The organism is Campylobacter showae CSUNSWCD, from assembly GCF_000313615.1.
In the GTDB taxonomy this organism is placed as follows: Bacteria; Campylobacterota; Campylobacteria; order Campylobacterales; family Campylobacteraceae; genus Campylobacter_A; species Campylobacter_A showae_A.
In genome coordinates this window covers 250,161-273,003 of record NZ_AMZQ01000001.1, presented here as the reverse complement: position 1 = coordinate 273,003, position 22,843 = coordinate 250,161, and the positions used below count along the sequence as shown (strand labels likewise).

Annotated in this window: 22 protein-coding genes; 4 read left to right on the top strand and 18 right to left on the bottom strand. The window is 45.7% G+C overall.

Going from position 1 to position 22,843, the window contains the following annotated elements; translation table 11 throughout:
- Positions 1-163: 163 nt before the first annotated feature.
- The 16 genes from pglD to CSUNSWCD_RS01305 all read right to left on the bottom strand — a co-directional run bounded on the left by pglD (position 164) and on the right by CSUNSWCD_RS01305 (position 17,488).
- Positions 164-769 carry a UDP-N-acetylbacillosamine N-acetyltransferase gene (gene pglD, locus CSUNSWCD_RS01380; protein ID WP_009492842.1) on the bottom strand — a complete coding sequence of 202 codons (606 nt, stop codon included), beginning with the start codon at positions 767-769 and terminating at the stop codon, positions 164-166.
- Positions 756-1,361: an undecaprenyl phosphate N,N'-diacetylbacillosamine 1-phosphate transferase gene (gene pglC / locus CSUNSWCD_RS01375; protein WP_009492841.1), complete on the bottom strand. Its 606-nt coding sequence runs from the start codon at positions 1,359-1,361 to the stop codon at positions 756-758. The genes pglD and pglC overlap by 14 nt, the downstream gene beginning before the upstream one ends.
- Positions 1,354-2,481 (bottom strand): N,N'-diacetylbacillosaminyl-diphospho-undecaprenol alpha-1,3-N-acetylgalactosaminyltransferase, encoded by a 1,128-nt coding sequence (gene pglA, locus CSUNSWCD_RS01370; protein WP_009492840.1) that lies wholly within the window; start codon positions 2,479-2,481, stop codon positions 1,354-1,356. The genes pglC and pglA overlap by 8 nt, the downstream gene beginning before the upstream one ends.
- A gap of 30 nt (positions 2,482-2,511) precedes the next feature.
- Positions 2,512-4,872 (bottom strand): STT3 domain-containing protein, encoded by a 2,361-nt coding sequence (locus tag CSUNSWCD_RS01365; protein ID WP_034964056.1) that lies wholly within the window; start codon positions 4,870-4,872, stop codon positions 2,512-2,514.
- Entirely contained in the window at positions 4,862-5,989 is a 1,128-nt protein-coding gene (gene pglJ, locus CSUNSWCD_RS01360) for an N-acetylgalactosamine-N,N'-diacetylbacillosaminyl-diphospho-undecaprenol 4-alpha-N-acetylgalactosaminyltransferase (protein ID WP_009492838.1), read from the bottom strand. Before pglJ ends, CSUNSWCD_RS01365 begins: the two co-directional genes overlap by 11 nt.
- The gene (locus CSUNSWCD_RS01355) at positions 5,986-6,963 is read right to left on the bottom strand and encodes a glycosyltransferase family 2 protein (RefSeq protein WP_009492837.1); all 978 of its coding nucleotides are present in this window, start codon (positions 6,961-6,963) and stop codon (positions 5,986-5,988) included. Before CSUNSWCD_RS01355 ends, pglJ begins: the two co-directional genes overlap by 4 nt.
- 1 nt (position 6,964) lies before the next feature.
- Positions 6,965-8,029, bottom strand: a complete 1,065-nt coding sequence (locus CSUNSWCD_RS01350; RefSeq protein WP_009492836.1) for a glycosyltransferase — start codon at positions 8,027-8,029, stop codon at positions 6,965-6,967.
- Positions 8,030-8,122: 93 nt separating this feature from the next.
- A complete protein-coding gene (locus CSUNSWCD_RS01345) occupies positions 8,123-8,878 on the bottom strand; it encodes a glycosyltransferase family 25 protein (protein WP_009492835.1) in 756 nt (251 codons plus the stop codon).
- Positions 8,875-10,389 (bottom strand): MATE family efflux transporter, encoded by a 1,515-nt coding sequence (locus tag CSUNSWCD_RS01340; protein WP_009492834.1) that lies wholly within the window; start codon positions 10,387-10,389, stop codon positions 8,875-8,877. The genes CSUNSWCD_RS01345 and CSUNSWCD_RS01340 overlap by 4 nt, the downstream gene beginning before the upstream one ends.
- Positions 10,389-11,621, bottom strand: a complete 1,233-nt coding sequence (tviB, locus tag CSUNSWCD_RS01335; protein WP_009492833.1) for a Vi polysaccharide biosynthesis UDP-N-acetylglucosamine C-6 dehydrogenase TviB — start codon at positions 11,619-11,621, stop codon at positions 10,389-10,391. Before tviB ends, CSUNSWCD_RS01340 begins: the two co-directional genes overlap by 1 nt.
- Positions 11,618-12,058, bottom strand: a complete 441-nt coding sequence (locus tag CSUNSWCD_RS01330; RefSeq protein WP_009492832.1) for an ecotin precursor — start codon at positions 12,056-12,058, stop codon at positions 11,618-11,620. The genes tviB and CSUNSWCD_RS01330 overlap by 4 nt, the downstream gene beginning before the upstream one ends.
- On the bottom strand, positions 12,055-13,377 hold the full coding sequence (locus tag CSUNSWCD_RS01325) for a UDP-glucose dehydrogenase family protein (protein WP_034964053.1): 1,323 nt from the start codon (positions 13,375-13,377) through the stop codon (positions 12,055-12,057). Before CSUNSWCD_RS01325 ends, CSUNSWCD_RS01330 begins: the two co-directional genes overlap by 4 nt.
- Before the next feature lie 8 nt (positions 13,378-13,385).
- Positions 13,386-14,369, bottom strand: a complete 984-nt coding sequence (gene galE, locus CSUNSWCD_RS01320) for a UDP-glucose 4-epimerase GalE (protein WP_009492830.1) — start codon at positions 14,367-14,369, stop codon at positions 13,386-13,388.
- Between the two features lie 183 nt (positions 14,370-14,552).
- The gene (locus CSUNSWCD_RS01315; RefSeq protein WP_009492829.1) at positions 14,553-15,464 is read right to left on the bottom strand and encodes a DNA ligase; all 912 of its coding nucleotides are present in this window, start codon (positions 15,462-15,464) and stop codon (positions 14,553-14,555) included.
- Entirely contained in the window at positions 15,461-16,519 is a 1,059-nt protein-coding gene (locus tag CSUNSWCD_RS01310; RefSeq protein WP_009492828.1) for an NAD-dependent epimerase, read from the bottom strand. Before CSUNSWCD_RS01310 ends, CSUNSWCD_RS01315 begins: the two co-directional genes overlap by 4 nt.
- 51 nt (positions 16,520-16,570) lie before the next feature.
- The gene (locus tag CSUNSWCD_RS01305) at positions 16,571-17,488 is read right to left on the bottom strand and encodes a 3'-5' exonuclease (protein WP_009492827.1); all 918 of its coding nucleotides are present in this window, start codon (positions 17,486-17,488) and stop codon (positions 16,571-16,573) included.
- 63 nt (positions 17,489-17,551) lie between these two features.
- Here CSUNSWCD_RS01305 and waaC point away from each other — a divergent pair, with 63 nt between their 5' ends.
- From waaC to rfaQ, 4 genes are read left to right on the top strand one after another with little or no spacing between them, the layout of a single operon-like run.
- Positions 17,552-18,538 (top strand): lipopolysaccharide heptosyltransferase I, encoded by a 987-nt coding sequence (waaC, locus tag CSUNSWCD_RS01300; protein WP_009492826.1) that lies wholly within the window; start codon positions 17,552-17,554, stop codon positions 18,536-18,538.
- Positions 18,531-19,424, top strand: coding sequence for a lipid A biosynthesis lauroyl acyltransferase (locus CSUNSWCD_RS01295; RefSeq protein WP_009492825.1), 894 nt, complete (start codon positions 18,531-18,533; stop codon positions 19,422-19,424). Before waaC ends, CSUNSWCD_RS01295 begins: the two co-directional genes overlap by 8 nt.
- Positions 19,418-20,191 carry a glycosyltransferase family 2 protein gene (locus CSUNSWCD_RS01290; RefSeq protein ID WP_009492824.1) on the top strand — a complete coding sequence of 258 codons (774 nt, stop codon included), beginning with the start codon at positions 19,418-19,420 and terminating at the stop codon, positions 20,189-20,191. The genes CSUNSWCD_RS01295 and CSUNSWCD_RS01290 overlap by 7 nt, the downstream gene beginning before the upstream one ends.
- Positions 20,188-21,276 carry a putative lipopolysaccharide heptosyltransferase III gene (gene rfaQ / locus CSUNSWCD_RS01285; protein WP_009492823.1) on the top strand — a complete coding sequence of 363 codons (1,089 nt, stop codon included), beginning with the start codon at positions 20,188-20,190 and terminating at the stop codon, positions 21,274-21,276. The genes CSUNSWCD_RS01290 and rfaQ overlap by 4 nt, the downstream gene beginning before the upstream one ends.
- 199 nt (positions 21,277-21,475) lie before the next feature.
- Here the strand turns inward: rfaQ and CSUNSWCD_RS11375 are convergent, their stop codons facing one another.
- Both CSUNSWCD_RS11375 and CSUNSWCD_RS01275 read right to left on the bottom strand, forming a co-directional pair.
- Positions 21,476-21,658 (bottom strand): hypothetical protein, encoded by a 183-nt coding sequence (locus tag CSUNSWCD_RS11375; protein WP_009492822.1) that lies wholly within the window; start codon positions 21,656-21,658, stop codon positions 21,476-21,478.
- 294 nt (positions 21,659-21,952) lie between these two features.
- On the bottom strand, positions 21,953-22,711 hold the full coding sequence (locus CSUNSWCD_RS01275) for a hypothetical protein (RefSeq protein ID WP_009492821.1): 759 nt from the start codon (positions 22,709-22,711) through the stop codon (positions 21,953-21,955).
- Positions 22,712-22,843 lie beyond the last annotated feature (132 nt).

The following is a 22,843-nucleotide window of genomic DNA, read 5'->3' as shown; positions in this document are numbered from 1 at the left end:
TTTGCTTTTAGGCCGTAGAAAATGGGGATTTTATTAAATTTTGCGTCAAAACGCATTTTGAAACTGCAAATTTGACGCCTAGCGTGATACTTTATCTATTTTGCCTGCACCGTCTTTTGTGGCTACGGACGCAAATTTGACGAGCGGCATTTAGCGCTCAAATTTAGCTTAAATTTCGCCTAGCTTTAGCCGGATTGCCGTAGGCGACGCTACCGTCCGCGATATCTCTCACGACGACGCTGCCCGCTCCGATTATGCAGTTTGCGCCGATTTTTACGCACTGGATGACGCATGAACCTATGCCTACGTGGGTATTTTGCCCCACTATCACGCCGCCTGCTAGCGCCGCGTTTGGACTAATATGCGCAAAATCGCCGATCTCGCAGTCGTGTTCTATGATCGCGCCCGTGTTTATTATTGCGCCCTCGCCTATTTGCGCGCGTGCGTTTATGACGGCATTTGGCATCACGACCGCACCCTCGCCTATTTGCGCGCTAGCGCTTACCACCGCGCTTGGATGGATCAATTTTACTAAGACAAAGCCCGCATTTTTTACTCTTTCTTGCAGGATGCGTCTGATTTTATTATCTCCGATAGCCACGATCACGTCCGCTTTTTCGAGACTCGGGTCAAATTTAAGCACGTTTTTGCCGTCAAATTTAGCATCGTCCAAAAACACGACCTCGCCATATCCGCACGCCCTAGCTACATCTGCTACGACTGCTCCGTGTCCGCTAAAGCCGTAAACGTAAATTTTAGTTGCGGCCATTAAATTTCTCCGTCGTAGCCATGCCTTCTTTACTCACGCCGCTTCGTTTTAAGACCTTTTGCACGGTTAAAATCGCGATTTTCACGTCCAACGCAAAGCTAAGCTCGCGAACGTATCTCGCGTCAAATTTAAACTTTTCCGCCCAGCTGATCGCATTGCGACCGTTTACCTGCGCTAGACCCGTGATACCGGGTCTCACGTCGTGGCGGGTAGCCTGCTCTGCGTCGTAAAGAGGCAGATACTCAACCAAAAGCGGACGTGGCCCGATGAAGCTCATATCGCCCTTTAGCACGTTAAAAAGCTGCGGCAACTCATCTAGGCTAAGGCTTCTGATGGTCTTGCCGATGCCGCTTAGACGCATCTCGTCAGGCAGTAGCTCTCCGTCCGCGCCGCGCTCGTCGCTCATCGTTTTAAATTTGTAAATTTTAAAAATTTTAGCGTGCAAGCCTGGGCGCGCCTGCGTAAAAATGACGTCACGGCTAACCTTAAAATATATCAAAACCGCGACGACCGCCATAATCGGCAGCGTAAGCACGATCAAAAAAATCGCACCGCAAATATCCAGTAATCTCTTAAAAAACGCCCTATACATCGATAAATTTCCTATAAATTTCTATATATTTCCTAGCGACCGCTCGCTCGTCAAACTCGCGCAGGGCGAGCTCTCGCCCGTTTCGGCCCATTTGCGCGGCCAAATTTTCGTCGTTTAGTAAAATTTCTATCTTTGCGGCTAGATCGGCTGAGCTTTTTACTTCGCAAAGCAGGCCGTTAAAGCCGTTCGTCACGGCCTCGTTACATCCCGCCACGTCACTAGCAACGACCGGCCTACCCATACTCATCGCCTCTAAAACCGTGCGCGGAAAGCCCTCTTTGTAGCTTGGAAGTGCAAGCAGATAGCTAGCCTTTAAAAGCTCCGGCACGTCGTCTCTAGCACCCAGATACCGCACGGCGCCGCCTTTTAAAAACTTAGCATCCGCCGTACTTTTGTTACCCTCAAACCCTTCGCCCGCAAATACGAACGCACAATCCTCGCGCCCGCGTAAAAGCTCGGCCGCTTCGTAAAACTCGCGCACACCCTTGTGCCACATCGCACGCGCTATCATCAGCACTATCTTTTTAGCGCGCAGATCCTCACCCAAATTTGCGGCCGGCACGCTGTTTTCGTCAAATTTGAGCGTATCCACGCCCACGCTTTTTATCTTAAAAATTTTCTCCTCGGCTATCAAATCGCGGCTCAAAAAATACGCCGGATCAGCCTCATTTACGAACACGCAGCCGTCGCTCATATTTAGCGCTTTTTTATAAAGTGTTTCGATCGCGGCGCGAACTAGACGGGTTTTTAAGTCGTTATCGATATAAAAGCTACCAAGCCCCTCGACCAAATTTATTACGCGCTTTATGCCTGCCTTTTTAGCCGCAAAGGTGCCAAACACGTTTGATTTATGCGCCGAGGTTTGCAGCAGGTCTAAATTTAACCCGCGCAAGATATCGGCGAGCTTTCTTGAGTTTTCAAGCACGGTTAGAGGATTTAGGCTCGCGCGGTCAAGCTCGTACGTCACGCAGTTAAACTCGCTTTTTAGCCTATCCGTGTAGTCGCCCTTTGGCGCGATAGCGAACACCTCGTGACCTAGCCGCTTTAGCTCGCGCATGATCGGCGCGCGGAAAAAGTAAATGCTCATATCGGCGTGAGATAAAAATCCAAATTTAGCCATTTTTAAAAATATCCTTTAAATTTTGCACCCTCATCTTAGCAACCTATAAATTTTAACCGCGCCGTTTAAAATGACCGGCTCAAAGAGCTCTTTATCGTAGTTTTCGAGCACGAAAAGCTGTATGTAGGCCGAGTTTAGCACCGCTTCGTCAAGCACCAAAAACCGCCTGTAATCCTTCATAAAAATGAGATAAATTTTACCGTCCGCGTCCATCTCATGCTTTTTGACAACCAGCTTATCCTTTTCGTCGTAGCTTGTTTCAAAGTACGTATTTACGGATATTTCGCGCTCGCCGATATAGACTTTTGACGCGTCGCCAGATACGCTAAACCCTCCGCCGATATTTATCGTATCGCCGTCCACCGAGTAAGGTTTGCCCGGATAAAATATCGCTCCATACTCCTCGCCGCTGTTTAGATCGAGGTTTGAAAAGCGCAAAACGGCGCTAAAGATATCGATCATTGAGTCAGGCAGATAATAATAAATCTCGCGCGTTTTTTGCGGCGGGCGGAAATCCTTGCTATTTAGCGAATACAAAAACGAATTTACGCTCGTTGCGTTGTAGTCTTTCATCATTTGATTCAAATTTAGCCCAAATCTCTCGCTAAAATTTCGCTCGGTGTACTCGACTTCTAGGCGTGCCATATTTGCCGACATGCGCTGATTGCTAGCTAGCGCAAAGCTCACGGCGAAGTTATCCCTGCCTAGGTGCTTGCCGCCGTCTATGAGGGTCTTGACATCTGCGTAGTAGCGGATCGGATAGCCGTAGTCCCACCACGCCAGCACGTAGTCCTCGCGCCCCGCGATCTTGTGTAGCTTATCCAGGCTCTCTACCTCGCTTTTGGCAAAGACCGTGCCGACTTTGTAGCCGTAAATGTGCTCAAGACACGGCATCAAGGATATCGAAGCGATACAAAAGACGCAAATTTTTTCTAAAAGCGCGTGCTTTTTGAGCGAGCTTAGGCCTGAGACCATAAAATAAGCCGCCCCACAAATAAGCGCCGCCGCCGCAAACGTGGCTAGATATACGCCAAAGCTCGCCTCGCCGTCAAAATTTGGCGCAAAAACTGGAGATTTGCCATGCAAGAGGCTGTAATATTTATCAAAATATAAAAAGAAAAACGCAAAAAACACCGCTAAACAAACGGTACAAAATTTGTCTAAAATTTTATCTTTTTTGAAAAAATTCACGCAAAGCGCCGCAAAATACCCAAATCCTATCGCCATCACGGGCACGGAGTAGATCGTAAATCTAAGCCCGCCTTTTAGTGCCAAAAATCCAAGCAATAGCATCGGAAGCGCAAGTAAAAAGGAGCGAAATTTAAGACAAAGCGCCGCGACTCCTACGAGCGATAAGGCAAAAGTAACAACATGCCCGCTGATACGCTTAGCAAAGGCGTTTATCGACTCAAACTCAAACGAATAATCGCTCATTTCCATTATCGTTTTATTTACGTTGTAAAAATGAAAAACCGGCTCGCTACTCTCCGAAACCCCGCGAAATATGTAAAATTTAAGCTGGAATAAAATTTGATTTAGCCCGCCGCTAAAGCCAAGTAAACCTACGGCAAGAGCTAGGCACGCGGCTACTACGCGCTTATCCCAGATCTGCGGACGAAATCTCATCGCTAGATAAAGCGCGACGGCAAGCGCGCTTTTAGCGTAAAAATCGATATACGTAAGCGCGACTATCATCAAAATGACAGCCTCGTAATTTAGCGCGTTTTTCCTATCAAAAACCAAAGTATAGAGCAAAAATGCGCCCAACATCGCAAAATTTAGCGAGTAAGAGCTCGGATACCACCAGTCGTTTATCAGGATAAAAATCGGGATAAAAATGAGATCGTTTACGTTTTTTTTCTGCGCGAGGCGTATCATCGCCCAGACGCTAAACACGGGCAGCACGATAGTGAGCATATCGGTGTCGTAGTAGCCAGCCATCGTGCGGTTATAGTAGCTGTTTGCGATACTAGCTAGCAGCGCCGCCGCAAAGCCCATGCCCGGCATCTCGTACTCTTTAGCTATCAAAATCACGGGAATAACGATAAGCGAGCTAAAAAATACGCTCATATAAAGCAAGATACTCTCGAAGCTAAAAGGTAAAATTTGATACAAAAAGTACGTAAGCGTCGGCATCGAGCGCCCGTAGTAGCTAAGGTCGTTTGGCTGATGAAAGCCCGCTATCATGTCGCGCGCGCCCTCGGCGAAGGCGTAGCCGTCGTTTGTGCTGATCATGAGCTGATCGTTCCAGAAAAAGTGCTGATACTCGCCCGCCCAATACACCCAGTACAGCCTGCAAACCACACTAAAAACAAACGCCGCAAGTATCAACAAGAAAGTCTGTTTTGAAAATTTAAATTTATCCAAGAGTCCCGAAATTTTACTCGCCATTTTCACCCTCTAAATATCCTATGAGCTGCGCCGCAACGGCGTTTTTATCAAATTTTACTACGCGGCCATAAGCTCTTTTTTCATAATCTTGCCTTAAATTTTCATCCTCAAGAGCTCGCCTCATCGCCGCCTCCATAGCTTTTTCGTCATCCACGGGCGTTAAAATGCCGTACTCATCGTCGCCAAGAAGCTCCCTAGCGCCGCTTTTATGATCGGTGGAGATGATAAATCTCTCGCAAGCAAGCGCCTCTAAAAGCACGTTTGAAAAGCCCTCAAACCTCGAAGCGCAGAGGAAACACTCGGCGTTTTTAATAAATTTAAACGGATTTTTGTCCGTGCCTAGTAGCTTTACTCGCTCGCCAACTCCAAGCTCGTCGATCAAATTTTGAAGCTCGCCGTGTAAAGGCCCCTTGCCAAGTATCCCAAGCGTCGCGCGCTCGTTGTTTAAATTTGCGATTATTTTTATTAGCATCGCTTGATTTTTACCGCTATCAAGCCGTCCGATATTTAGAAAAAACGGCTTAAATTTTCCCTCTAGCGGCTCGTTTGCGAGAGTTTTTATCGCCGCTAAATCGACCGCATTATATAGCACTTTCGTCTTTTCCCTGTCGCAGCCGAAATTTCGCACGAGATCATCGGCATTTCCCTGCGCGTTGGCCAAAATCAGATCGGCTCTAGGATAGAGCGCCTTAACGAAAATTCTATTGGCAAACCCGCTAAGGCCGCTTTTATAGATGACCGATGGACAGCTACGCTCGCTTATCACCATCCGTCCTTTTAGGCCTAAAATTTTAGCCGCAAGAGCCACGTAGCAAGGACGATTCATCAAGACAAAATGCGCGTCGATACCTAAATTTTCGCAAAGTTTTTTATATTTTAGAGCCAAGGAGGGTAGCGCAAAAGCTAGTCGAAAAAGCTTTTTTACGCCGCTCTCATAGGGGTCTGAGCGCTCGAGAAAGTGAATTTTTACCGCACGCGGTATCTCGTAGGCCACGACCTCGCTCATCAAAACGAGATGAACTTCGTATTTTTCGCACAGAGCGGGGAGCAAATTTGAAACCACGCGCTCCGCGCCGCCCGGCCCCATCGAGTAGAGAAAAACGGCTAATTTTTTCATTCGCCGTGCGTTTTTTTGTATATCCAAACGCGAATTTTAGTTAAAAACAAAATCATAGACTTTGGAAACGGGCTTAAAATCAGCATCGCCAGCGCTTCTTTGGTAAATTTAAATTTGAGGCTCTTAAAAAGATATTCGTACATTTTTTTGTATTCGCCGCCAAATTTCGCATAATACGCCGCCATTTTATATAGGATCGCGATATGAGCATCGTTTACGCGAAATTTCGGCTCGGCCGAATTTGCGTTGCTTGCTTGCTCGTTTTTTTCGGCGATCTTTTGCAAAATAAGCTCCGCAGTCATCGCGTAGCCTTTCATTATGCAAAGCGGGCGTTTAAACGAGTTTATCGTGACGCTGTCGCTACGGTGAAAGCGGTAAATACGCACGGCGTCGTGCAGGTAATAAGCAGGAAGGTCGAAAAGGTAGATCCAAAGCGTATTTTCGCTACCGTAAAGCCCCTTTTCAAAACGCCTCTGCCCGATCGCATCTCGGCGAAACATTATCAAAAACTCGCCCGTTATCTTGCCGTCGTAGTAGTCCTGCGGCGAAATTTCCCCGCTTTTATTTAGTCCAAATCCCGAAAATTTCGTCGTCGGCTCGCCGTCAAGCTCAAAATAACAGTTCGCCCAGACGCTAGCATACCCCTGCTCTAATACGGCCGCCATCTTGCTTATAGCGCCTTCTATCAGAAGGTCATCGTCGTCTAAAATCACGAAAGCATCGCCGCTAGCGTGGTCAAAGCCGTTGTTTTTATTGCCGTTTGGGCCGCGGTCGTAAGTTTGATTTAAGACGTATTTTACGTTGTCAAATTTAGCGACGTAACTTTGCGCAAGCTCGCGCGTGCCGTCGTTTGAGTTGTCATCGCTGATTATGATTTCTTTGTTTTCGTAGTCCTGAGCCAGCGCGCTTTTTAGGGCGGCTTCAAAAAGCTCTTTGCGGTTGTAAGTTGGGATTATTATGCTTACTTTTAGCATTTTAGCCCTTTATATTTTGAGTGATAAAATCCATCCACTTTTGATAAATTTGATCGGTTTTAAAGCTATTTTCACGCTCTTTAGCGTTTCTAACTAGCCCTTGTCTCAGTTCCTCGTCGCGCATCAAAAGTTCGATTTTGCTTCCGAGCGCTTTTGCATCGTCTATCGGCACTAAAAATCCATCCTTTCCATCTTCAATGAGCTCCTTTGCGCCGCTTGTAGCAGTCGCCACCCTAGCGCAGTTAAAAAAAACGCTCTCGATTAGAACGTTTGGCAAGCCCTCGGTTTTGGAACTTGAAACTAGAATTTTAGCCCTTTCATAAAGCGAAGCTACGTCGCTTATTTGCCCGATAAACTCGGCATCCAGATGAAGCTGCTCATGCGCGATGAGCTCTAGCCTTTGCCTTTCCTCGCCAGCGCCCGCTATCACGATTTTCCACTCTTTTAAAAGCTCTTTATCGACTAAGCTCATAGCCTTTAAAAATACGTCGCAACCTTTAATCGAGATGAGACGGCCGACGAAAAGGATGATATTTTCCTTCGGCAAGCCCTGCTTTTTGGCTTCAAACATAGGATTATACATCACGGTTTTATTTTTTACGAAGCTATAGTATTCGTAGTCCTCTTTTGTAAGCACCGTTAGGCCGCTAGCTAGCGGATAGAGCAAACGGCGCAAAAACAGCCAGCCGCGCCCTTTGAAAAAATCGGCGCTTGAATGCTCGCTGATAAAAAGCGGCTTGTTTATAAACAAATTCGACAAAATCACGTTGATATTCGTGCTGTCCATAGAGGAGATAACGACGTCAAAACCGCCGTTTTTGATCAAATTTCGCTGATAAAAAAACTTTTTCACGCGCCTGATTAAATTTGCAAAAAACCCTTTTTTTACCATCGGAAAAGGCAGATCGATCAGCTTTATCCTCTCGTCTAGCTCGTAAAACGGCGGTTTGGTGTCAAATTTTAAAAGCGTTACGTCGTGAAATTTCGCAAAATAGCTCGCTAGCAAGCTCATCACGCGCTCAGCGCCACCTGCTTGCAGTGTCGAAATTATAAATAAAACCTTCATTCTCTCTCCAAATTTTAATCGGTGCGTGAAAATTTAATAAATCTTCAAAATTATTGATTTTATAAATTTTGAGCTTTATAATCGCTTAGTTTCCTATCTTTTAAATATCCGCTCATAGCCTAAAATTGCCGCTTCAAAGCGCGTTGCGGCGACATATTTTAAGCTGTTTAGGCGAGCTAGCGGGGAGACTTTTACCTGCGCTCTTTGCACTCGCTCGGCTTGGATATTTGAGTCTGTTAGATCGGTTGGATGCGCAAAAATATCGCTAAAATACATCTTTAAGCCATTTTGCAAAAGCAAAATCCGCCAAAAATCAGCCACGCAAAGCGCCTTTTTGTGCGTTTGCAAAACCGTTTCCGCCGCGCGCCTATCAAGCACGTAAGCGGCCGCTCGGTAAATCGTGCCGTAAGAGCGCTTTGAGACTAGCCAAAAATCCTCCTCTAGTTTTTTACCAAATGCGCTAAATCGCCCATCTAACCCGTCCTGCGCGCCGCAGATGAGAGCCGAACCCTCGTCCATCTTGGTAGCCGTTTCAAACGCCTTTTTCACGCCGTCCTCGTCTCCGATAACGTCGTCTTCTAAAATGAGCGCAAATTTGGCGTCGCTTTTTAAAAACTCCTCGTAAGCGCGCACGTGAGATAGCGAGCAGCCGACCTCGGACGGGCTTAACAGCCTGCCGTAAGCCTCGAGGCTAGCTAGCGCATATCCGTAGTACTCCTTTGCGCTCATAGCCCTGCCGTCGGTCGCCTCGACGAGCTTAAATTCGCCGTAGTTTTTAAACCGCTCTTTTAACTTTTCACGGCGCGCCTCGTCGCCTTTTAACGAAATAACGAATACTAAATTTTTCATCTTTTAAACTTCGATTTGATTTTATTTGTCACGATTAGCTGCTCTATTTTGTCAAATATCAAAAACAAGCTCGCGGCGTATCCGAGCACAAGCAAAACCGCCGAATACGCGGCAAATTCGCTCCAGCTTGAAATCTGCACGAAATTTCGCAGCCAAAAAAACAGCCCGCAAACTGCTGCGAAAACGGCTAAATTTTTAAAATAAACGCCGTAAAAAGTCGTAAGCGGCAAGCTCAAATTTAACGCAGCGTTTATAAGGTCAAACCCCAAAATACGCACCGAATAAAGTGCGGCGCCGACAATCGCCATACCGTAAATGCCGTAGTCCGTAAATTTAAGCACGGCAATCTGCGCCAAAATCGTGCCAGCACCCAAAATGGTGTTTGCTATCGCAGGGCGTTTTAGTTTATTGGTCGCGCTGTCGAGATTAAAAAGCGAAAAAACGTAGCTGATAAATATAATCGGCACTAGAGTTATCATCGATAGATTATAGATTAGATTTATCTCGTCCGCGCTTTTAAACGGCAGCCAAAGCATGTAAAATTCGCACCCAAAAGCCACGAAAATAGCCGCCGGCACGCTCACAACAAACGCCGTAACTCGCATCGAAAATTTAGCTTCCGCAACAAGCGCGATCAAATTTGATTTAGAGTAGTGCTCGACGAATTTTGGCGCAAATATCGCACTAAGTTGTGCCACAAAGCTCTCCAAAATGATCGGAGCCGCCTTTGAAACGGCTAAAATTCCCGTCGCGTTAGCGCTTAAAAATATGTTGCAGATAAACAGATCCATACCGCTCATAAGCACGCGGTTTAGGGCGTTAAAGCTATTATAGACGCCTGATTTTAGTAGCTCTTTTATCCGCGCAAAGTCAAATTCGCGCGGGTTAAATTTAAGCTCGGGCGTGATACGGCGCGAAACCCAAACGCTCGTAAAAAACACAAAGAGCGACGCGACTAGAGCGGAGATCGCGATATAGGCGATCATCGGTCTGAAAAAATAAAAAAGCGCGACGATGAGAGCGGCCAAAATAGCGCTAGACGCGGCGTTGCGAACGGAGATGATGTAGAGCTTGTTTTTGATAAACATCGAGACGCTGATGACGCCGTTAAAAAGCCCGACGCAAAAATTTATAAAATAAAACGCAAAAGTAAGCCGCACGTCGCCCAGCAGCGCGCCGCTCACGTTTAGCACGCTTTGTAAATTTAAGATAAAAACGCCCGCGCCCAGCAAAATAAGAACGCAAAAAAAGATATTTACGACCAGAACCGACGAGTAGTAGGCGTTTGCCGCGCGGGTATCGTCTCTATGCCACTCGTATGCGACGAAGCGGCCGCTAACCGAGTTTATCGCCGCGGTTACGACTAAAGCATAGGCCACGATAGCGTTAGACAGCCCGACAAAGCCGTAGGCTTCGTTGCCCAGGCTTTTTAGGATGTAGGGCGTGAGGAAAAAATTTATCCCCATCGAGACGATAAAAACGACGATGGAGCTGATCAAATTTACGAGCATTACAGCCTTGCGTCGGCGTTTTCGTAAACGTTTTTGATATCGTAAACGAGCGCTTTGCTAAATTTTAACCCTTTAAATTTATCGTGTGCGACGGCGATCACGACGCAGTCGTAGTCCGCCTCGTCAAAGCTTTTTAGAGGCGTGATACCGTATTCGCGCTTCACCTCGGCTTCGTCCGCCCACGGATCGTATACGTCCACGCTACAACCAAAATCCCTAAGCTCCTCGATCACGTCTATCACGCGCGAGTTGCGGATATCCGGGCAGTTTTCCTTAAACGTAAGGCCAAGCACCAAAACGCGAGCCGAATTTATCAAAACGCCCCTTTTTATCATCAGTTTTACGACTTGATCGGCGGCGTATTTGCCCATATTATCATTGATGCGGCGACCTGCTAGGATCATCTCGGGATGAAAGCCAAGCTCCTGCGCCTTATGCGTGAGATAGTACGGATCTACGCCGATGCAGTGGCCGCCTACTAGTCCAGGACGGAAATTTAAGAAATTCCACTTCGTACCCGCCGCCTGCAAAACGGCGTTTGTGTCGATGTTCATCTTGTTAAATATCATCGCAAGCTCGTTCATAAAAGCGATATTTATATCGCGCTGCGTGTTTTCGATGACTTTGGCAGCCTCGGCGACCTTGATAGTAGGCGCTTTGTGCGTGCCGGCTGTGATGATCGAGCGGTAGACCTCATCGACCTTTTCGGCTACCTCGGGCGTCGAGCCGCTGGTGATCTTTTTGATCTTTGTAACAGTGTGCTCTTTATCCCCTGGATTTATGCGCTCTGGAGAGTAGCCACAGAAGAAGTCTTTATTAAATTTAAGCCCGCTCTCTTCAAGAAGTGGCACACAAATTTCTTCTGTAACGCCTGGATAAACAGTGCTCTCATAGACAACGATGTCACCTTTTTTAAGCACTTTTGCCACGCTCTGAGTCGCTTTTACCACTGGGGTTAGATCAGGGCGTTTGTTCTTATCTATCGGAGTTGGAACGGTTACGATGAAGAAGTTGCAACTTCTGATCTCATCTAAATTTAGGCTAAATTTCATGCCATTATCGATAGCTTTTTTCATCTGCTCGTTGCTAAGCTCAAGCGTTCTATCATAGCCACTTTTAAGCTCTTCTATACGTTTTGCATTTACGTCAAAGCCGACTACTTCGTACTTCTCGCTAAAAGCTGCTGCTAATGGAAGTCCCACATATCCTAGTCCTACTACTGCTATTTTCATCTATTTTTCCTTTCTTTTTTTGATTCTAATGTCTTTGAGAGCTCAAAAACTCTTATCTCAGCCTGCACGCCCTGTGGAGTTACGATCCTTATGGGGCTAATGCCGGGTAAAATTTGCTTAAACTCATAATAAACCTGCCTCTTTTTCTTTTTGCCGTTGCAAGGCTTAAGTGGCTCATCATCTGCGCTAAATTCATAATAAATCCCGCTTTTATCCTCTTTTTTATCTAAACGTCCGCCCTCTAGCATAGCAAATTCGCAATCCGTTTGCACCTCTTTAAAAAATGCAACTTCATATTTAAAATAATCATGTGGCATCTTTGAGATAGGCAGCTCAAAAACCTGCTCTTGCGTCTTTGCTTCGCTTTTGTCTGAAGCTTCACTAGCTAAAAGCATAACAGGTAGCAAAAAAACTATGAGAGATAAAATTTGCTTCACGCTTTGACGCCTATTTGGAAGTATTTAAAGCCATGCTCGGCTAAAGACTTAGCATTATACTGGTTGCGTCCATCAAAAATGACGGCATTTTTTAGCCTCTCTTTGATCTCCATAAAATCAGGCGATCTAAACTCACTCCACTCTGTCACAAGCACCAAAGCATCGGCGTTATCAAGAGCGTCATATTTATTTTTAGCATATTTCACATCTAAATTTGGCATATATTTTTTAGCTTCTTCGCTTGCTTTTGGATCATAAGCCACCACTTTTGCGCCAGCCTCGTCTAAAAGCTTTATCAAAGTTAGCGAGCTAGCCTCTCTCATATCATCGGTATTTGGCTTAAACGCAAGACCCCAAAGTGCGATCGTCTTGCCCTTCAAATCGCCACCAAAGAAGTTATAAATTTTCTCAAATAGCACTCTTTTTTGAGCCTTATTTCTTGACTCGACCGCATTTAAAAGCTCTGGCTCAAAGCCATTTTGTCTAGCTGTATAGATGAGCGCCTCGACATCCTTTGGAAAGCAGCTGCCGCCATATCCGCAGCCTGGATAGATAAAGCTATATCCGATCCTTGAGTCACTACCGATACCTTTTCTTACTAAATTTACATCAGCTCCCACACGCTCGCAGATATTTGCTATCTCGTTTATAAAGCTTATTTTGGTTGCTAGCATCGAATTTGCAGCGTATTTTGTCATCTCGGCTGACTTTACGTCCATGCAGATAAGCCTGTCGTGATTTTTCATAAATGGCTCATAAAGCTCTCTCATCACGCTAAAGCCCCATTCGCTACTAGCTCCGATAACTACGCGGTCTGGCTTTAAAAAGTCCTCAACCGCCGCACCCTCTTTTAAAAATTCTGGGTTTGAGACTACTTCAAATTTAACCTCTACATTTCTCTTTTTAAGCTCAGCCTCGATCACCTCATGCACCTTAGCTCCAGTGCCAACTGGAACGGTTGATTTATCGACAACTATTAGTGGTTTACTTAAATTTTCTCCGATAGATTTTGCAACTGATAGGACATATTTTAAGTCCGCCTGTCCATCAGCGCCCATAGGCGTGCCAACTGCGATAAATAGCACATCTGCGTGCTCTAGCGCCTCAGTTATCTGCGTGCTAAATTTAAGCGAGCCATTTTTGTAGCACTCACTCACGATATCAGCAAGTCCTGGCTCATATATAGGCAAGACGCCGTTTTTTAGCGCCTCGATCTTTTTGCTATCGACATCGACGCAGATGACGCTATTGCCCATCTTAGCAAAACACACACCACCTACTAGCCCAACATATCCAGTTCCAATTACTGCTATTTTCATGTTTCCCCTTAAATTCTCTTTTCCCACTCAAGGGCGGTTTTTATGATGAGCGCTAGATCGTCTCTTTTTGGCTTCCAGCTTGTTAGCGAGCGCAGTTTGTTTGCGTTTGAGATAAGGATAGCTGGGTCGCCGTCCCTTCTTGGCGCATTTAGCACCTTGAAATTTACTCCACTTACCTCTTTTGCGGTTTCTATCACCTCTTTTACGCTAAATCCTCTGCCGTATCCCACGTTAAAGGTTTCGCTGCCGTTTTGGCTGATGTACTCTAGCGCGCTTATATGAGCGTCTGCTAGGTCGCTAACGTGGATGTAGTCTCTAACACAAGTGCCATCTTTCGTTGCGTAGTCATCGCCAAAGATACCCATACTCTCGCGCTTGCCAAGTGCTGTTTGCACGGCTACTTTGATAAGGTGCGTGGCGTTTGGATAGTTTTGACCGATAAGCCCCTCTTCGTCTGCGCCTGCGACGTTGAAGTAGCGAAGTATCGCAAATTTGAAATTTTCATTTGACGCAGCGTAGTCTTTGATGATCTGCTCGCTCATTAGCTTGCTTCTGCCGTATGGATTTATCGGGTTTGTAGGCGTTGTTTCGCTAACCTCCGCCACGTCTGGCTCGCCATAAACTGCGGCAGTTGAGCTAAATATAAATTTATTTACATTGTAAGTTTTTGCGTATTTTAGCACTCTTGCGACGTTTGCAGTGTTGTTTAGATAGTATTTTAGCGGCTCGCTCATACTCTCAAAGACCTCGATAAACGCTGCAAAATGAATGATCGCATCAAATTTGCCATTTGCAAAAATTTGGCTCAAATCATCCTCTAAATTTGCGTTTATAAATTTAAAATTTCCTATCTTTTGAAGTGCCTCAAGTGCTTTTTGTGAGCCCTTGCAGAGATTGTCGATGATGGTTATCTCATCTTTACCTTGCTTTAAAAGTGCTTTTACTACGTGAGAGCCGATGTAGCCCGCTCCGCCTGTTATTAAAATTTTCATAAATTTACCTTTTGAAATTTAGATTTTCCGATTTTATCATAAAAGATAAAAAGGTAAAATAAAAAAATGAGGCGTCGCCAAGCTCGCATGCCAAATTTAGCCGTCCTATCACGCGCTTAGCGTAAATTTACAGCACCCTTCTCAAAGCAAACAAGCGGGCAAATTTGACCGAAACAGCCAAATTTAATCCTCTCTAACTCGCAAAAATATCGGAAACCTAGGCAATCCTTTTGCGGTTAAATTTTGATATTTGTATGTTATTACGGAGCCGATTTTAGGCGGGTTTGCGCGCTCTTCGTCGCTAAAACCGGAGCCTACCTTAAATTTGACTCCGTACGGGATTTGCTCGCCTGGGTTTGAGCCGGCCGCGCCGAGCGATTTGCAAGTCACTGAGCCCATGAGCCCGGTGTATTTGCCTGTGCCGGCATTTATCGCCGCTACTTCGCACTCGGCGTCTTTAAATTTTTTATATTTCAGCGCATTTTTGCTTCGTTTTCGCTCGTATGGCGCGTTTGGCTCGCGCACGACGGCACCCTCGCCGCCCTTTGCGATGACAGCCTCCGCAAACGCCTCAAATTCGGCGTTATCTTTTACTTTTACTTGTTTGATTATATTTAAATTTTGCCCTGCCTGCGGATTTTGCAAGATAAATTTTTCAAGCTCGCTAAGGCGCTCTAAAAGCCCGCCGCTAGCTTCTGGTACGTCAAAAACATAAAATTTGATCTCGCTCCACGCTACCTCATTTGGTGTTTTATCCATCACTATCGATTGTATTTTTTCAAATTCGCCCCGCGCGGTGTAGAGCTCGCCGTCAATTGCAAACGGCGGAAAATACGTGCTCCAGCCCTCAGGCACGGCTAGAATTTTGCCGTTTCTAGATAGCAAATTTCGCCCGTCCCAGTAGGCGCGCACGCCGTCTAGCTTCTCGCTGGCTAGCCAGCCGCTGACGTTTTGACCTTTGTATTCGCTAAGCTTTAAAAGCTCAAATTTATCTTTTTTAGCAGTATCTGCGCTTGCTGCATTGTTTAGATTTTCGCTCTGAGCGGCCAAAGCAAAATTTAAAAAGGCGGCGATCAAGAGCGCGAAAAATCTCAAATTTTAACCCCGTAAAACTCGCTATACCACTCGACAAATTTAGCCACGCCGTCGTTTACTTTTGTATTTGGCTTGTAGTCAAAGTCAGCCACCAAATCACTCACGTCTGCAAATGTCGCTGGCACGTCGCCTGCTTGAAGTGGGAGGAAATTTTTCTTGATCTCACGGCCGATCTTTATCTCAACTGCCTTGATGTAGTCCATGAGCTCGACTGGGCTGTTGTTGCCGATATTATAGACTTTAAATGGCGCTTTTGAAGTGGCAGGGTCTGGGTGCTTTGCGTCCCAAGCTGGGTTTGGCTTGGCAGGGTTATCTATGCATTTAATTATGCCCTTTACGATGTCGTCCACATAAGTAAAGTCGCGCTTCATCTTGCCGTAGTTGAAAACGTCGATGGTTTTATCTTTAAGCGCTGCATCAACAAACAAAAATAGCGCCATATCAGGGCGTCCCCATGGTCCATAAACCGTAAAAAAGCGAAGTCCAGTCGTTGGCACATTAAATAGATGCGAGTACGTGTGCGCCATCATCTCGTTGCTCTTTTTAGTCGCTGCGTAGAGGCTTATAGGGTGATTGACCGCTTCGTGCGTAGAAAATGGCATGTTTTCATTTAGGCCGTAAACCGAGCTTGAGCTTGCATAGACTAGGTTTTTGATCTCATTGTGGCGGCAGCACTCTAGGATATTCATAAATCCCGTAATGTTGCTATCGATGTAGGCTTTTGGGTTTATGAGCGAGTAGCGAACGCCGGCTTGTGCGGCTAAATTTACCACTACGTCAAATTTCTCTTTAGCAAAAAGCTCTTTCATCGTCTTTTCATCGGCAAGGTCTGCTTTTATAAATTTTAAATTTGCATGCGTTTTTGAGGTGATAAGCTTGCCGTAGTCTATCTCGCTCACGTCAAAACCAGCCGTTTTTAGGCGAGCAAGCTTTAAATTTACGTCGTAATAGTCATTTATCACGTCATATCCAACGACCTCATCTCCACGTGCCACAAGGGCATTTGCAAGGTGAAATCCTATAAATCCAGCTGTTCCAGTTACTAAAATTTTCATGTTTTTTCCTTTACGATTTGATGTTATTTTAGCGTATTTTTGCGCCCGTTATCACTGCTCGTCCAAATTTATCTCGGGCATATTTTCTTCGGTGTAGTACTCCTCTGTCCCGATCTGCTCGCCCTCTTCGTCAAATTCTGGCTCATCCTCGTAGTTTTGCGTTTCAAGGCGCACGAGTTCGCGCTCGACTGCCTCGCAAAAAACCGGCGTATAGCCCATCTGGGCGCAGTTTGCCGCTAGCCACTCGCTCATCACTGAGATGTCGTCGGCGTAGTCATCCAGCGTCAAATTTCCGCGTAAAAGCTCGTATTTTAGGAAAAGCCAGTAGGTGTTTAGCACGTCGCTTTCGCAGTATTCGTTGATCTTATCTATCTTGCCGTCAAAAAACAGCTCCATCACCTGATCGCCGTGCACGTCGTATTTGCCGGGTAAATTTAAGCTCGCGCAGAGCGTATCGAGCTTTAGCCCGCGCACGGAGCCAAACTCGCTCACGTGGTCAAGCAGATCAAAGTGAAATTTGCCGCTGTACCGGTCGCGGTAGTTGCCGTCCCATTTACCCTTGCCAAGCTCCTTGTTTTCGACCTCGTAAAAGCTCGGAAACGAGACGTTGTACCTCATCGCGCGAGTTAAAATCATCGGCAAGTCAAAGCCCCGTCCGTTAAAGCTAACTAGGCGCGGATTATGCGAGTTTACGAAACCGATAAATTTATTTAAGATTTCGCGCTCGTTTGCGCCTTTCATCGTGCTTACACGCAAAAATTTACCGTACTCGTCCGCCATCACAGCTGAAATCGCCACGACGCGGTGAAACATCACGGGCAAAAACTCGCTTCCGCTTGCTGCCTTTTGCGTGGCAAACGCCTGCCTCGCCACCTCCGCGTCGCTTCCCTCAAAGCCGTAAATTTTACGTAAAAGCGCGGTGTCTGGCACCGTCTCGCAGTCAAAAACGCAGATATAATTTTTAGCCATTTCAAACCTTTTTTAGCTATTTTTGCCTAAAATGATAGCTAAAAATCTTTATAAAAGCGATAAATGAATAAAAACCCAGCCCCAAACATCGCCGTTATCAAACTCTCCGCCCTGGGCGACATCGTCCATGCGGTAGTTATTTTGCAGTTTATCAAAAAGCACCTGCCAAAAGCGAAAATAACGTGGTTTGCCGACGCCAAATTTAGCGAGATTTTGTTCCTTTGTCCGCAAATTTCGCGCGTCGTATCGCTACCGCTAAAAAACGGCGAATACAAAAAAAGCTTGGAGCTGATCGCGTCTGCTAAGCAAGAGGTCAAATTTGACTACGTCATCGACCTGCAAGGACTTCTCAAATCCGCCGCAGTTGCGAAGCTTCTTGGCAAAAACAGTTACGGATTTGATAAATTTAGCGTGAAAGAACCGCTTGCGGCACTGTTTTACGGGCATAAATTTAGCTGCGACTACGCCCAAAACATCATCTTGCGAAATTTGGGCCTTACGGCTTTTGCTTTGGGATTTAACGTTAGCGAGGATGAGATTTTAGCCAAACAGCCTTGTTTTAGCGCCCAGCAAAGTAAATTTGAAAGCTCGAAAAAGAAAATTTTGATCGCTCCTTTTGCTAGCGAACCGAGTAAAATTTACGATAAATTTAGCGATGTTGTCGCGCTGCTTGGCGATCCACAAAATGAAATTTTCGTCTGCTATAACGGCGAAAAAGAGGAAAAAAAGGCTCTAAATTTGATAAAAAACTCAAACGCGAAAACTCTAAATTTGAGCCTAAAAGAGCTTGTAAGCTTCATCTCAAGCTGCGATCTTGTTATCGGCAACGATAGCGGCGTGACGCATATCGCCTGGGCGCAAAATCGCCCCTCTATCACGCTTTTTGGTAACCGACCCGCAGAGCGAAATGCCTACGCAACGCCCGTAAATTTAACCATAGACGCAGGCAAAAAAATAGACGCGAAAAAGATAGATAAAAGCGACTTTTGCGTGCGAGATATTGCGCCGCAGACTATCGCAAACGCGGCAAAAAGGCTACTTGATGCGTGATTTATTTTACCTTTGGCTTTATAGATTTTTTAAATTTATCTTTACCGTTACACCTGCGTTTTTGCTGGATCCATTTTTAAATTTCATCGCGTTTTTGTTTTATAAATTTGACGCCAAGCACACCAAAATCATCAGAGCAAATCTAAATTTTGCCTACGCGGACGAGCTCACGGCCGCGCAAAAAGAGCAGATCGCAAAAGACACGTACCGCAACTACGCCAAATTTGCGGTAAATTTTATAAAAAATCAAAACGCGAGTAAGGAAAAAATCCTAGAAAAAGTCGAATTTAAAAACGAGCAAATCCTGAAAAACGCGCTCGCATCGGGTCGTCCTATCATCGTGCAAACGGCGCACTACGGACAGTGGGAGCTATTTTCGCTGGCGATGGCGGCGAAATTCGGCGGCGTTAGCATCGTCGGACGCGCTCTTGATAGCGCGGTCATGCAGCGCATTTTAGCAGCCAACCGCACCCGCTTTGATATCGAGCTAATCGATAAAATGGGCGGCGCAAAGCAAATTTTAAAAGCGGTTAAGGCGCGCCGATTAGTCGGCATCCTAGTCGATCAAAACACCGCCAAAGACGAGGGCGTAGAGGTTAAATTTTTCGGACGAAAAGTCCTGCATACGCCTGCGGTTAGCATTTTCGCGCAAAAAACGGACGCGCTCATCGTGCCCGCTTTTATCCGCGAAAAAGGGACAAACCTTAGCGAAATTTGCTTTTTTCCGCCGATTGACGTTAGGGATTTTGACAAAGATGAAGCCGTGCTAAAGGCCACGCAAGCTCAATCAGACGCCACCGAGGCCGCCGTACGCGAGAAGCCTAGCGAGTACTTTTGGTTTCATAAACGCTTTAAGCATTTTAACGAGGAAATTTATAAATGCTAAGCGTCGTAATCCTCACGCTTAACAGCGATAAATACCTCGCCGAGGTGCTAAAAAGCTGCGAATTCGCAGACGAAGTCGTCGTGGTCGATAGCGGCTCTACCGACTCGACGGAGCAAATTTGCTCTGGGTTTAAAAACGTCAAATTTCACAAGCAAAAATGGCTGGGATTTAGCGCGCAAAAGCAGCTGGGAGTGGATCTAGCGCGCAATCGCTGGATTTTTGTGCTAGATAGCGACGAGGTGATTTTAGAACCTTTGCGGGCGGAAATTTTGCAGGTTTTACAGCGTCCAGAGTTTTGCGCATACGAGGTGGCGCGCGCAAATATATTTTTTGGCAAAGAAGTGCGCACGATGGGGCTTTACCCAGACTGTACTGTTAGGCTTTTTGACAAGACGCTGGCGAAGTTTGACGGGCGCGAGATACACGAAAAGGTCATTTTAAAAAGCACGGCAAAAACGGACGAACAAATCTCGACGGGCACCGCAAATGGCGCAAATTTAACCGCCCCAAAAAATGAAATCGGCAGACTAAAAAACCACTTCAAACACTACGCCTACGATAGCATCGAGCAGTTTATCGCTAAGCAAAATCGCTACTCGAGCCTTGGCGCAAAGGGCGCAAAATCAAGCAAATTTAAGGCAGTTTTAAATCCCGCGTGGACGTTTTTTAAGCTATTTTTCCTAAAAGGCGGCTGGCGCGAGGGCTGGCGCGGCTACGTGATAGCAAGGCTTTATGCGCAATACACATTTTGGAAGTACGTAAAATGAAAGATAAAAAAATCAAAATCCTAGTTATGAAATTTAGAAACATCGGCGACGTGCTGCTCACGACTCCGCTCGTCGAAAACCTGCGCCGCATCTACCCTGATGCGCAGATAGATTTCGCGCTAAACAAGGGCACCGAAGCGATGATCGAGGGCAACCCGAACGTCCAAAACATCCACGTTTACGACCGCGCGAATATAAAAGAGGTCGGCTTTTTTAAACGGCTTTGGCGCGAGCTAAAGTTTATCCGCGCTATCAAAAAGCAAAAATACGACATCGCCGTGCAGACCACGACGGGCGACCGCGGCATCATAGTCGCCAAATACGCCAAGATAAAAACCATCGTGGGCTTTGAGGGCAAAAACAAAGCCGTAAATAAAATAATCACGCACAAAGCCCCCAAAATAGGCGGTCTGCGCCACACCGTGGATCGCAATCTAGACGCCTTAGCCGCGCTCGGATTTGAGCCTAGTGGCAAGCGAGTGAGCGTGTATTTTGATCCAGACTGCATCAATCATCTAAATTTGCCGCCTAAATTTATCCACGTGCACCTAACTAGCCGCTGGATGTTTAAGTGCGCGGACGACGAAACTATGGCCGCGATAATCGACTTTTGCGAGGGGCTTGGCGCGCGAGTAGTGCTAACAGCCGATAACAACGACGCCGAGCTAAAAAAGCTAGCCGACGTGCTGGCGCTGTGCTCCTCTAGTCCCGTAAATCTAGGTGGCAAACTCACCCTAAAGCAAACCGCTGCGCTATCAAAGCGCTCCGCGATGTTTATCGGCGTAGATACGGCAATCATGCACCTAGCCGCGGCCAACGACGTGCCCGTGATCGCGCTGTTTGGGCCTAGCGGGGCGTTTGAGTGGGGACCGTGGGATAACGATCTGGACGCAAACGGCTACACGCAGCGCAACGGCAATCAAACCATGGGCAAGCACGCGGTGTTTCAAAAGGACTGGGACTTCGTGCCGTGCGACAAAGAGGGGATGATAAAGCATGGCGTGGAGCGGACGCTGATGAGATTTGAGGGCGAGGAGCTAGAGGCGATAAAAAGCAAAATCAGGGAAAATTTGAGCCAAAACTAAGCGCGCTTTGCAAAATGCAGCCGTTTTAGCTAAATTTTACGAGCAAATTTGAGCCGCGAGCGGTAAATTTGGCCGCTTTTGTTAAATTTGGCGATCAAATTTATCGGCCGGGTTTGTCATAAAGTCAAATTTGATATGAACGCTGGCTGTCAAATTTGACCTTCTTGATTTTATAAATTTGGGCACTTAAATTTGGCGCCTAGGCCTTCTTTTCATTAAACATATACGAGATCACGAAAACGATCAGACAAATAGGCGCGAACGCAAACGCCACGCTCCAGCCGGCAGCCTGCTCGCCCCAAAAATACCCCGCCACAAGGCACGCCAAAAACCCGCCGTAAAAAGCGCTGAGCGATAAATTTTCTACCGTAAAAAGCAGCAAACTAAGATTTGGATTTTTACAAACAGCTTGCTTGGCTTAAAATTTTTATACCTTTTGAACAAATACCAAAACAGCGCGCAAGCCAAAATCGCAAATATTGCCGCAAAAACGGCGATTCTTAGCGCGCCCTCAAAAGGCAGAACCGCCAAAATCAAGGCCGCCGCCACCAATCAAGCAAGAAAACTATCGGCACCACCAGCAAATATCTCGCCGCCCTATGAAATTTATACCTTTGCTTCGCGTCCATCGGTCTTAATTCCCTTAAATTTTTTAACAAAATTCATATTAGAGAATTTAGCGCATCTCTATATCTCTACCGCCCAAATAATTTTCTTCCAGCGGATAATTTATATTGCCGCAGTTATCAAATTTAAACCCTTTTCCAATACCGACTACGGCATTTTTTCTCTCTTTATAGTATTTCTTCACGATAATAAAATTTTCTCTCGTGTCATAAATATACTCCGAATGGTTAAATTGCATATAATTGCCGTTAAATATAGCAAATTTATCAAGAAACAAAGTGCCTGTAACAGCTTTATCGCCGCCGTTAACCATAACTATCGGTCTATCAAATCCAACACTCGTATCTTTCAAATTTGTTTTTAAATATTTCTTTGGATCGGTTTTTTTAGCCTTTAACTCTTTAATCAGTATCTGCTCGGTCGTTTTTCCCTCTTGGTAATATTTTTCTAATACTTCAAAACAATTCGATAAATTTATATTTTCTAGTTCATAGTACGCAATTTCGTATTTGCTAGACCAAAGACTACCGTAGGTTTTCAACCTATAAGCATCGATCATTTGGTATAATTTTACATTATTATCTAAATATGCTCCTCCCACTTTTTTATACAGCTCCTCTTTGGGTAAAATTCTATCCTCTTTGAGGCAGTATCCTTGCTTGTATTTGTTATAGTTGGAAAGAGAAACGACAGCAAAGCCTCGCGAGGTGGAATAATCGGGGATTATACGGATAAATGTGGCGCCAAGTATTACCGCCAGAAGTAGCGCTGCGGCTAAGATTTTAAATTTAAGTTTGCGAAATTTCATAATGACCTTTTAAATGTCGCTAGTAAAACAAACGCATATCTCCCCGCCCCGTTAAATTCTACCTTCGCTCCGCATTCACCACATCAATTCTTCCAAATTTGAGCTAAATTTTATGCGAATCTCGCAAAAACG

Excerpts from the sequence above, each read along its gene's own strand:
- pglD (WP_009492842.1), bottom strand. The coding sequence starts at position 769 with ATGGCCGCAACTAAAATTTACGTTTACGGCTTTAGCGGACACGGAGCA.
- CSUNSWCD_RS01325 (WP_034964053.1), bottom strand. The coding sequence starts at position 13,377 with ATGAAAATAGCAGTAATTGGAACTGGATATGTTGGGCTAGTAGGTGGT.
- tviB (WP_009492833.1), bottom strand. The coding sequence starts at position 11,621 with ATGAAAATAGCAGTAGTAGGACTAGGATATGTGGGACTTCCATTAGCA.
- galE (WP_009492830.1), bottom strand. The coding sequence starts at position 14,369 with ATGAAAATTTTAATAACAGGCGGAGCGGGCTACATCGGCTCTCACGTA.
- waaC (WP_009492826.1), top strand. The coding sequence starts at position 17,552 with ATGAATAAAAACCCAGCCCCAAACATCGCCGTTATCAAACTCTCCGCC.
- CSUNSWCD_RS01305 (WP_009492827.1), bottom strand. The coding sequence starts at position 17,488 with ATGGCTAAAAATTATATCTGCGTTTTTGACTGCGAGACGGTGCCAGAC.
- pglA (WP_009492840.1), bottom strand. The coding sequence starts at position 2,481 with ATGGCTAAATTTGGATTTTTATCTCACGCCGATATGAGCATTTACTTT.
- pglC (WP_009492841.1), bottom strand. The coding sequence starts at position 1,361 with ATGTATAGGGCGTTTTTTAAGAGATTACTGGATATTTGCGGTGCGATT.
- CSUNSWCD_RS01340 (WP_009492834.1), bottom strand. The coding sequence starts at position 10,389 with ATGCTCGTAAATTTGATCAGCTCCATCGTCGTTTTTATCGTCTCGATG.
- pglJ (WP_009492838.1), bottom strand. The coding sequence starts at position 5,989 with ATGAAAAAATTAGCCGTTTTTCTCTACTCGATGGGGCCGGGCGGCGCG.
- CSUNSWCD_RS01295 (WP_009492825.1), top strand. The coding sequence starts at position 18,531 with ATGCGTGATTTATTTTACCTTTGGCTTTATAGATTTTTTAAATTTATC.
- CSUNSWCD_RS01275 (WP_009492821.1), bottom strand. The coding sequence starts at position 22,711 with ATGAAATTTCGCAAACTTAAATTTAAAATCTTAGCCGCAGCGCTACTT.
- CSUNSWCD_RS01350 (WP_009492836.1), bottom strand. The coding sequence starts at position 8,029 with ATGAAGGTTTTATTTATAATTTCGACACTGCAAGCAGGTGGCGCTGAG.
- CSUNSWCD_RS01290 (WP_009492824.1), top strand. The coding sequence starts at position 19,418 with ATGCTAAGCGTCGTAATCCTCACGCTTAACAGCGATAAATACCTCGCC.
- CSUNSWCD_RS01365 (WP_034964056.1), bottom strand. The coding sequence starts at position 4,872 with ATGGCGAGTAAAATTTCGGGACTCTTGGATAAATTTAAATTTTCAAAA.
- rfaQ (WP_009492823.1), top strand. The coding sequence starts at position 20,188 with ATGAAAGATAAAAAAATCAAAATCCTAGTTATGAAATTTAGAAACATC.
- CSUNSWCD_RS01310 (WP_009492828.1), bottom strand. The coding sequence starts at position 16,519 with ATGAAAATTTTAGTAACTGGAACAGCTGGATTTATAGGATTTCACCTT.
- CSUNSWCD_RS01345 (WP_009492835.1), bottom strand. The coding sequence starts at position 8,878 with ATGAAAAATTTAGTATTCGTTATTTCGTTAAAAGGCGACGAGGCGCGC.
- CSUNSWCD_RS01355 (WP_009492837.1), bottom strand. The coding sequence starts at position 6,963 with ATGCTAAAAGTAAGCATAATAATCCCAACTTACAACCGCAAAGAGCTT.